General features: G+C 67.1%; 7 protein-coding genes and 1 pseudogene. 4 read left to right on the top strand and 4 right to left on the bottom strand.

Annotated features, from left to right (window positions below):
- The first annotated feature begins 438 nt into the window (after positions 1 to 438).
- On the top strand, positions 439 to 801 hold the full coding sequence (locus GXW71_RS10595; protein WP_211852458.1) for a helix-turn-helix domain-containing protein: 363 nt from the start codon (positions 439 to 441) through the stop codon (positions 799 to 801).
- Between the two features lie 486 nt (positions 802 to 1,287).
- Positions 1,288 to 1,566, top strand: a complete 279-nt coding sequence (locus tag GXW71_RS10590) for a hypothetical protein (protein ID WP_211852457.1) — start codon at positions 1,288 to 1,290, stop codon at positions 1,564 to 1,566.
- 93 nt (positions 1,567 to 1,659) lie between these two features.
- Here the strand turns inward: GXW71_RS10590 and GXW71_RS34760 are convergent, their stop codons facing one another.
- From GXW71_RS34760 to GXW71_RS10570, 4 genes and pseudogenes are all read right to left on the bottom strand, one after another.
- A complete protein-coding gene (locus GXW71_RS34760; protein WP_246526445.1) occupies positions 1,660 to 2,217 on the bottom strand; it encodes an MFS transporter in 558 nt (185 codons plus the stop codon).
- A gap of 20 nt (positions 2,218 to 2,237) precedes the next feature.
- A pseudogene (locus GXW71_RS35425) lies at positions 2,238 to 2,642 on the bottom strand (MFS transporter); the annotation flags it as partial.
- Positions 2,643 to 2,645: 3 nt separating this feature from the next.
- On the bottom strand, positions 2,646 to 2,876 hold the full coding sequence (locus tag GXW71_RS10575) for a hypothetical protein (protein WP_211852454.1): 231 nt from the start codon (positions 2,874 to 2,876) through the stop codon (positions 2,646 to 2,648).
- A 610-nt stretch (positions 2,877 to 3,486) separates the two neighbouring features.
- Entirely contained in the window at positions 3,487 to 3,873 is a 387-nt protein-coding gene (locus GXW71_RS10570) for a PRC-barrel domain-containing protein (RefSeq protein ID WP_211852453.1), read from the bottom strand.
- A 217-nt stretch (positions 3,874 to 4,090) separates the two neighbouring features.
- On the opposite strand from GXW71_RS10570, the gene GXW71_RS10565 reads away from it, so the two are divergent.
- Both GXW71_RS10565 and GXW71_RS10560 read left to right on the top strand, forming a co-directional pair.
- Positions 4,091 to 6,148: a prolyl oligopeptidase family serine peptidase gene (locus tag GXW71_RS10565; protein WP_367617282.1), complete on the top strand. Its 2,058-nt coding sequence runs from the start codon at positions 4,091 to 4,093 to the stop codon at positions 6,146 to 6,148.
- 498 nt (positions 6,149 to 6,646) lie between these two features.
- Positions 6,647 to 7,714 (top strand): DUF4225 domain-containing protein, encoded by a 1,068-nt coding sequence (locus GXW71_RS10560; protein WP_211852452.1) that lies wholly within the window; start codon positions 6,647 to 6,649, stop codon positions 7,712 to 7,714.
- The last annotated feature ends 12 nt before the right edge of the window (positions 7,715 to 7,726 follow it).

The raw sequence follows: 7,726 nt of genomic DNA, 5'->3' as shown, positions 1-7,726 counted from the left end.
CTTGGCGGTATCCACGGTGATGGTCGCGAGCTGCAGGGCCCGCACCTTTCCGATGACGTTCATCGGATCCCGCTCGACAACCAGTGCGCGCATCTTGCTCTCCAGAAGGACTGGGAAAAGTGAATGGCCGCGTTTTGCGGCGAGTAGCTCGCGGGAACGTGATAGCAGCTTTGGTTAACGTACGGCAGCCCAAAATTGCAGAGCACGACAGAATTGGCCCGCTGTGGTTGTGGAGACACAGAATCGACGCTGGATTTCCAACTAGCTCCTCGCCTAATGCGGGCACTTCGTTCGGCATCTCCCTGTTTCGAATGGAAAAGCCACCGGCGCAGCGGGAATCGCGGTTCACGCTTTGCTAGAGTTGTCGTCCCTATGACTCATCCATCGGTGGATGGGGATTCCCGGGTGAGAGACGGCAGGCGAGTGGAGCGGCCGGCGATGGATGTCAGTCCGGTGGATCGGCACATCGCGGCCCGCCTCCGGGAGCGACGCTTGTTGCTTGGGTTGTCCCAGGTCGAGCTCGCGACGCTGATCGGCGTGAGCTACCAGCAGCTGCAGAAATACGAGACCGGCGCCAATCGCATCGCCGCCGGCCGTCTCTACGAAATTGCCCGCAGCCTGCGCACGCCGGTCGCCTCGTTCTATGACGGGCTGGACCGCTGGGAAGCGCACTGGTCCTCCCATCACCCGCTGGTACAGGAGCTGGTGCAGAGCTTCGCCGAGATCGGCGACGCGGCGCAGCAGCAGGCGGTGATCCAGATGATCCGCGCGCTAGCGCCACCCGAACGCCGCGCCGCCTAAGCGATCTGGCTTCCGCCGGGTTTGTCAGCTTGCTGGCACCTACTGAGCAAGGTGCTCGGCTGATTTGCAGCGCCTCGCATCCGCGGCGGCTCCCGGCCTGCGCCGCGGTTCACAGTTGCACGGCCGCTTGCCGCGCAGTGATCGCGCAGGCCGCGAGCAGCGCGCCGCACGCCGACTGATAAACCGCCGCTCGAGCCTGGGTCGTTCCAACCGCGCCCGCTCCGAGGGCACCCGGCGGTGCCAAAATGCAGCGGTGCAGAATCGGTGCAAGCGACCGGTTCGGCTGTGGGGCACATCTCAGGCGCATTCCAAGATCCGCTGCACAGGCGGAAATCGGGTTGCCACCCTCTATTTCCGATTGAGAGCCAGTCGCAACCGCTGTTTGACCTGAGTGGTTTGTATACAACGCAGAAACTTCGCTGCTCCGCTGGGGTTCTGCCGTGCGACGGCCGGCTCTACGCGCCGCTTCCGCACGGAGGACAGTCGATGGCGGCACGAGCGCGCTACCGCGTGCGGAAGGTGACCGACGGCTGCGGAAAAGCCGAGTTCGCAATTTACCTGGTCGACCCCGAGTCTGCGGCCGAAACCGTGCTGAGTTTGCGCTTCGCGACACGGGCCCAGGCTTGGGTCGCTGTTAGCGATCTCGTCCGCTTTGATGCCGGCGCCGGCGAGAGCCGCGCCGACGGCTCCGGCATCAGATCGCATCGTGCCTTCACGCTGCGCTCGGGAGCGGCCCTGCTCCGGGCCCTGCGCGCAGCGCTCTGACGACTTGGCGGTCTGCGCCCGGCCTGTGACGAGCGGTGCCGCTTAAGGCCATGCAGTTCTCCGCACACCGCCGTGTTCGGGCGTCCCGCCCGATCAGCTCTGCCGAGGGGGCGACGCGTCGCCTTGAGCGGACCGCCGCATCGGCAAAGTGCCGACGAGGAGGGCGGGTGCACCGCAGACCATGAACCCGATGCCGTGGCTTTCGGTGATGAAGAGGAGGCCAGAGTAAGCGAGCGGCAATAACAGTCCGCCAAGCTGGCCGAACGAGAGGACTCCGCCCGTCGCCATACCGCGCATTCCGGCTGGGGCAAGTCGCGCCGCCTCCGCCAACAAAACCCCATGCCAGGACATCGCGGTCGCGCTCAGGCACGAAGCGACGAAGCCGACGATCAGAACCGGCCAAAGCGGTCCGAACAAGCCAACAAGCAGCGTGCTGCCGGCCATACCGAACGCGAGACCTCCCATCATGCTTCGCGGTGAGATGGAGGTGCTGCCGAGCCAGCCCCACAGTATGCGGCACGGCACGGCCATGAACATGGCGACCGAGAATACCAGGCCAGCAAGCGCCAGATCATAGCCGAGCTCGAAAAGGTAGATGATGAAATAGGAGGCGAAAACGGTCTGGAGTCCGTTGAACGCGAAGCATGCCATGGATTACGCAAGTCGGTCGTGGCAAGGACCGAGGTGAAGGTCGTTCGAAAATCTGAGAAGCGGAACTGCCGGCTTGGCACCCGGTCGGCATCGAACTCAGGTCTCAGGCGCTGGAGCATGAATGCAAAGAGGACGCAGCCGGCCGCGGCAATGTTGAGCGTGGTACTCCATCCCACAGATTGCGTGAGCGCTGGACCGAGCAGGCCGGCCATAAGCAGCCCGGCAGGCACAGCGGTCTGCTTCAGCGAGAAAACCAACGGAGCGTAGCTCGGCGGCGAATAGCGCCCAAGCAGGTGCGAACTCGCCGGCGTTGAAATGGCGGCACCACCGCCGCCTATCGCAGCCGAAAGTGCAAAAAGAAAGATCCATCCTGTGGAAGCCGCGGAGAGGCCGCCAGCCAACAGCACAAGCGCAACCTGACTCATGCGCTAGGCGCCATAGCGGATGATGAAGCTCCCGCATCCGAGTTGACATATCAGCGCGGAGACGGCGATCAGGCTCACATAGACTCCGACCCAGGCGGCATCCAGACGGAGGTCGGAGATGATGGCAGGGGCGATGACCGTCGGCAGACTGCGACCGAGCGATGCAAAGGTCTGCTGCACAAACATCGCGCCGAGGGCCAGGAGCATCAGGCGGGTTCCACCGCTCATGCGCATCGGTGCTTCCTGTCCATGCCGAGACGTGGTCCTCCTTTGCCAGGGATCTTTGCCGCGGCAGTCGCCGCTTGCAGAACATCGCCCCGGCACACTCGACACCAGAACGCCATCGGAGGCCAGACCAGCGGCGGCCGGCGGCGCTTCCGCCCTGCAGTCGCGCTTCCTTCATGATGCGGGATAGACTGCTGGCCGGTCGCGAGGACGGGGAGAAAGCTCTGCTCTGGCTGTCGGGTAGGTCGCGCCACCAACGTGCGCGTCCTCGCCGCATTTTCTGTCGCCGGAGCTCCCATCGATGCTCAGAGCCTCGCCGGCTTCGGGCGCCTGGCGGTCGATGCGCTGTATGTCGCCACGAGCGGCGCCATGGGGTCGGTGACCCGGAGCGCTCGAAGCGTTGCTCGCTCGCTGCGCCGCCGGTCTCGCTGTTATTCTGATCGCGGTCCCGGCTGACGACGTGGGCGGCGGGCGCTCTGCCAACATGCTGGCCGATCCGTCGCGCGACGAGTCAGGGTGGCCGACGACCGCTTGCGCCGGCTGCAGGGCCTGAGCGGCGGGCGAGGGGGCCTTATCCAGAGCGCGGCGCGTCCGGACGGGCAGAACAGGATCGCAGCGCTCACGCAGACGGAAAGGCCGGCCCTCGGTAATATCGGTCGACATCGGCCTGCCACCCGGCGTTGCGCGTGCCCCAATCGGGCGCGGTCTCGTAGCGCGGCGCACCTTCCAGCTGTTCCTTCGTCAAGAGGGCGACGTAGCCGTGCTGAGCGGTGTCATAGCGAAGCTGTGCCCACGGGATGGGATAGTAATCAGTGCCGATCCCGAGAAAGCCCCCGAAGGATAGGACGGCATACGCGACCTTACCGTCGGTCTTGCCGATCATGACGCTGTGGATGGACCCGAGGCTGTTGCCGGCAGGGTCGTAGACCGCCGTTCCCTCGACCTTGTCGGAGGAGATCAACGCCCCGGTCTCGCGCCGCGCTACATCACCGCTGCGATCCGACATGCTGCCAGTTCCGCCCATGACGTTTTCTCCCTTCGAGAACAGGTGGGAAAAAGCAGGGACTTCGGACCGTAGTTGCCACACGGGGGAAATGTGATCGCGTGCCCCGCCGGTCCGGCGAGACCGGGTTCGCCATCGCGGGGCAGGGACCTCGCCGCTGCCACTGACGCCGGCCAATCCCCGTGCTGAACTGAGTCGCGACCACTGCAAAGGTTCCCTCGTGACGATCGACCCGCGCCCGACCCTCGACGCTCCTGACGACGACCCCTGGCTGTGGCTGGAGGAGGTGAATGCTGACCGGGCCCTGGTCTGGGCCGCTGAGCAGACCGCCCGCACCGCCGCCCAGTTCGCCGATGCCGTCTACGTCGCCGATCGCGATGGGCTACGGGATGCGCTGGACCGCCCTGACCGCATCCCTTTTGTCACACGCCGCGGCGGGCTGCTCTACAACCACTGGCAGGACGCCGCGAACCCGCGCGGCCTGTGGCGCCGCACGACTTTGGCCGCATACAAGTCCGAGGATCCTGATTGGGAGCTGATGCTCGACTTGGACGCCCTGGCCGCCGAGGAAGGCGAGGACTGGGTCTGGAAAGGCGCCACCAGCCTTCCCCCCGCCCATGACCGCGCCATCCTGTCGTTGTCGCGCGGTGGCGGCGATGCCGTGGTGATGCGCGAATTCGACATCACCACCCGCAGCTTCATCGAGGACGGCTTCAGCCTGCGGGAAGCCAAGAGCAGCACGGCCTGGATCGACCGCGACACGCTCCTGCTCTCCAGTGCGCTCGGCGATGGGATGGCCACCACCTCCGGCTATCCCCGCACCATCCGGCTCTGGCGCCGGGGCGCCGATCCGCTGGCGGCGCCGGTCATCTTCGAGACCTCGGCCGAGGCCATGGGCGCCTGGGGCGGCATCGATCGCGAGGACGGCCAGCTCCTCTTCCTCGACAAGCCTGCCTTCTTCGACACGCTCGTATGGTTCGGCGACACGGCAGGCCCCAGGACACTGCTGGAGGTTCCCCGCGACGCCCGCGCCGCCTGGCACCGTGGCTGGCTGGTGGTGGTCCCCCGCACGCCCTGGACGATCGGCGAAGTCACCTACGCGCCCGACACCGTGCTCGGCATCCGGCGCGACGCCTACCTGGCCGGCGCGCGCGCCATGGAGGTGCTCTTCATCCCGGCCGCGCGCCGCGCGCTCAGCGGCTTCTTCTGGTGCGCCGGGCGGCTGGTGCTCTCCATCCTGGACGATCTGCGCCCGATCTTCACAGTCTGGACGCCCGGCGAGGCCGGTTGGACCTCGGCCGACCTCCCGGGCCTTCCCGCGATCGGCGTCGTCCACGTCTGGCCACTGGACCAGGAGCCGACGGAATCCGACGGCACCCTGCTGGTGAACACCCAGGACCCGTTGACGCCCGCGACCATGATGCTGGCCCGGCCCGGCCTCGCCGCGCCCACACCGATCCGCCGTGCGCCCGCGCTGTTCAGGGCGGACGGGCTGGTCGTGACCCGCCACGAGGCGATCTCGGTCGATGGGGAGCGGATCCCCTATGTCCAGACCGGCCCGGCCGAGCCCACCGGCGATGCGCCGGTCCACCTCACCGGCTACGGCGGGTTCCAGATCTCCAGTCTGCCCTATTACAGCGCCTCGGTCGGGCGGCTCTGGCTCGCGAAAGGGGGCACCAGCGTCGACGCCAATATCCGCGGCGGCGGCGAATTCGGCACTGCCTGGCACGAGGCCGGCCGCGGCCGCCACAAGAGCCGCTCGCATGACGATTTCGCCGCCGTCGCCGCGGACCTGGTGAAGCGCGGCGTCACGAAGCCCGGGCGGATCGCGGCCGAAGGCGGCTCCAATGGCGGGCTCCTGATCGCGAACATGCTGACGCGCTACCCGGAGCATTTCGGCGCCCTGTTCTGCACCATCCCGCTGATCGACATGCGCCGCTACAGCAGGCTGCTGGCCGGTTCGAGCTGGATCGCCGAATACGGCGATCCCGACAAGCCGGAGGAGTGGAATTTCGTCCGCCACATCTCGGCCTATCACAACGCTGCGCCGGGCCAGCCCTATCCACCCATCCTCATTGCAACCACCCGGAAGGATGACCGCGTGCATCCGGGCCATGCCCGCAAATTCGCCGCCAAGCTGCGCGCGATCGGCTACGACAATGCCTGGTATCACGAACCCGCCGCGGGCGGTCACGGATACGGCAAGGACAACGCCGAAGTCGCCAGCTTTGCCGCCCTTGGGGCAGCCTTCCTGCGGAAATCCATCGGATGGCAATAGCCGCCGAGGAGGCGCCACCGCTTTCGTCGACGGCTTGGCCCTGCATCACGGCCGGATGATCGCGGCCTTTCGGCGTGCGGTATGACGACGCGCTCCTGGCCGGCTGCTGCCGCACCGCCGCCCTGAGGACCACGCGGCATTAATCGCGCGGAGCGGCCATGAGTATCGCTCCTGGAGGAACAGTACGCCGATCTGGAGCTCACGCATGAGCGCCGCGTATCGGTACTGAGCATGAAGCTGCCCAAGCGCGGAGCCGCATCACGCAACAGAGGCAGAGGAACTGACGGCCGCACCGCGCGCCGCGCGCCACGACCGCGTCCGACTCTGATTCTTCCTCGCCGAGGACGGTAGCGGCGCGATCGCCTGAATTGGGCTGGAACATGTCGTTCGCCGCGGGTGCGGCGCCCTCGGCAAGCCCACGTTGCAAGCTTCCGCGCGCCGCCGGCAGATCGCTCGGACGAATGAAACGACTGCCGAGCGCCCGAGGGTAGCGACACGATGCCGGGTGCGCTGCGCGACCCCAGTGGTCGCGGCCCGAAGGTGGAGGCTTCGTCACGGCGCGCAGACTGCGTGACATCCGCCCGCTTTCAGCCGCCACTGTCGATGCTGTCACCAGCGGAACAGCGGCAGTGTCCCGGGCTTCGTCATCCTGCGCACACGATCGGACTCAACACGGTCGCAGGAGTCGATCATGAGCGACATATCCCAGCCGTCGGGTGGCTCCTTCGGCAGCGTCGTCACCGGGGTCCTGCAGATGTTGGCGGCGGGCTGGAGATCGCACTCGGCGCCGGTGGCGTCGCCGCACCCACCGGCGTCACGCAAGTGGGCGGTGTTATCCTCATCGCCCATGGCGCGGATACTGTGGTCGCTGGCTTCCGCAGCGTCACTTCCGGCGAGGTGAAGTCCGGCTTCACCCAGCAAGGAACGGAGGCGGTCGCGCGCGGCTTCGGCGCGGGCGACGACACCGCACGCTACATCGGCGTCGGTGCCGATCTCGCGGCCGGTGTTGGACCGAGCATCGCCATGGGGGTCGCGCGCCGCATCGCGATCGCCGGTGCCGGGCATGCCTCCGAGCGTGTCGCGGTCGCATACATGCATCGCAGCGCTCTGGAGATGGGGCACAATGCGATCGGCATCCGCCAGGGAGGCACGACCGCCTGGTTCCACTTCGCCGGTCGGCCACTCGGCGGCGTGCGGTATATGTCGGGCGCGCCGGGTGCGAAGTATGTGGTGACGGAGCTCGCCGTCACGCCTGGGCAGGCGACAGGCGCCGATGCTGCCCGCCGGATGCTGATGGAGGCTGGCACGCAGAGCTGGGGGCATCTTGGCCCCAACTGCACCACGACCGCGCGGCGCGTCCTGCAACAGGCTGGGATTGTCGTGCCCGCCTGGTCGCGGACACCCATGCTGCTTCATCTCGGGCTGAAGGCCGGCGCGGAGATTAGTATCGTCGGCGGATCCGTCGCCGCCGGTGCCGCGGCCGGCGGCAAAGCGCCGAAACGGGCATCCCCGGGGAGCAGCACCAATGGGTTTGACGGTGGGAGCCTGGCAGTTCCCAGGTCTTGAGCCGCCGAAGCT

Source organism: Plastoroseomonas hellenica (genome assembly GCF_018129085.1).
GTDB lineage: Bacteria > Pseudomonadota > Alphaproteobacteria > Acetobacterales > Acetobacteraceae > Plastoroseomonas > Plastoroseomonas hellenica.
Note: the sequence above shows the minus strand (reverse complement) of the source record. Positions and strands in the feature narration are given on the sequence as shown.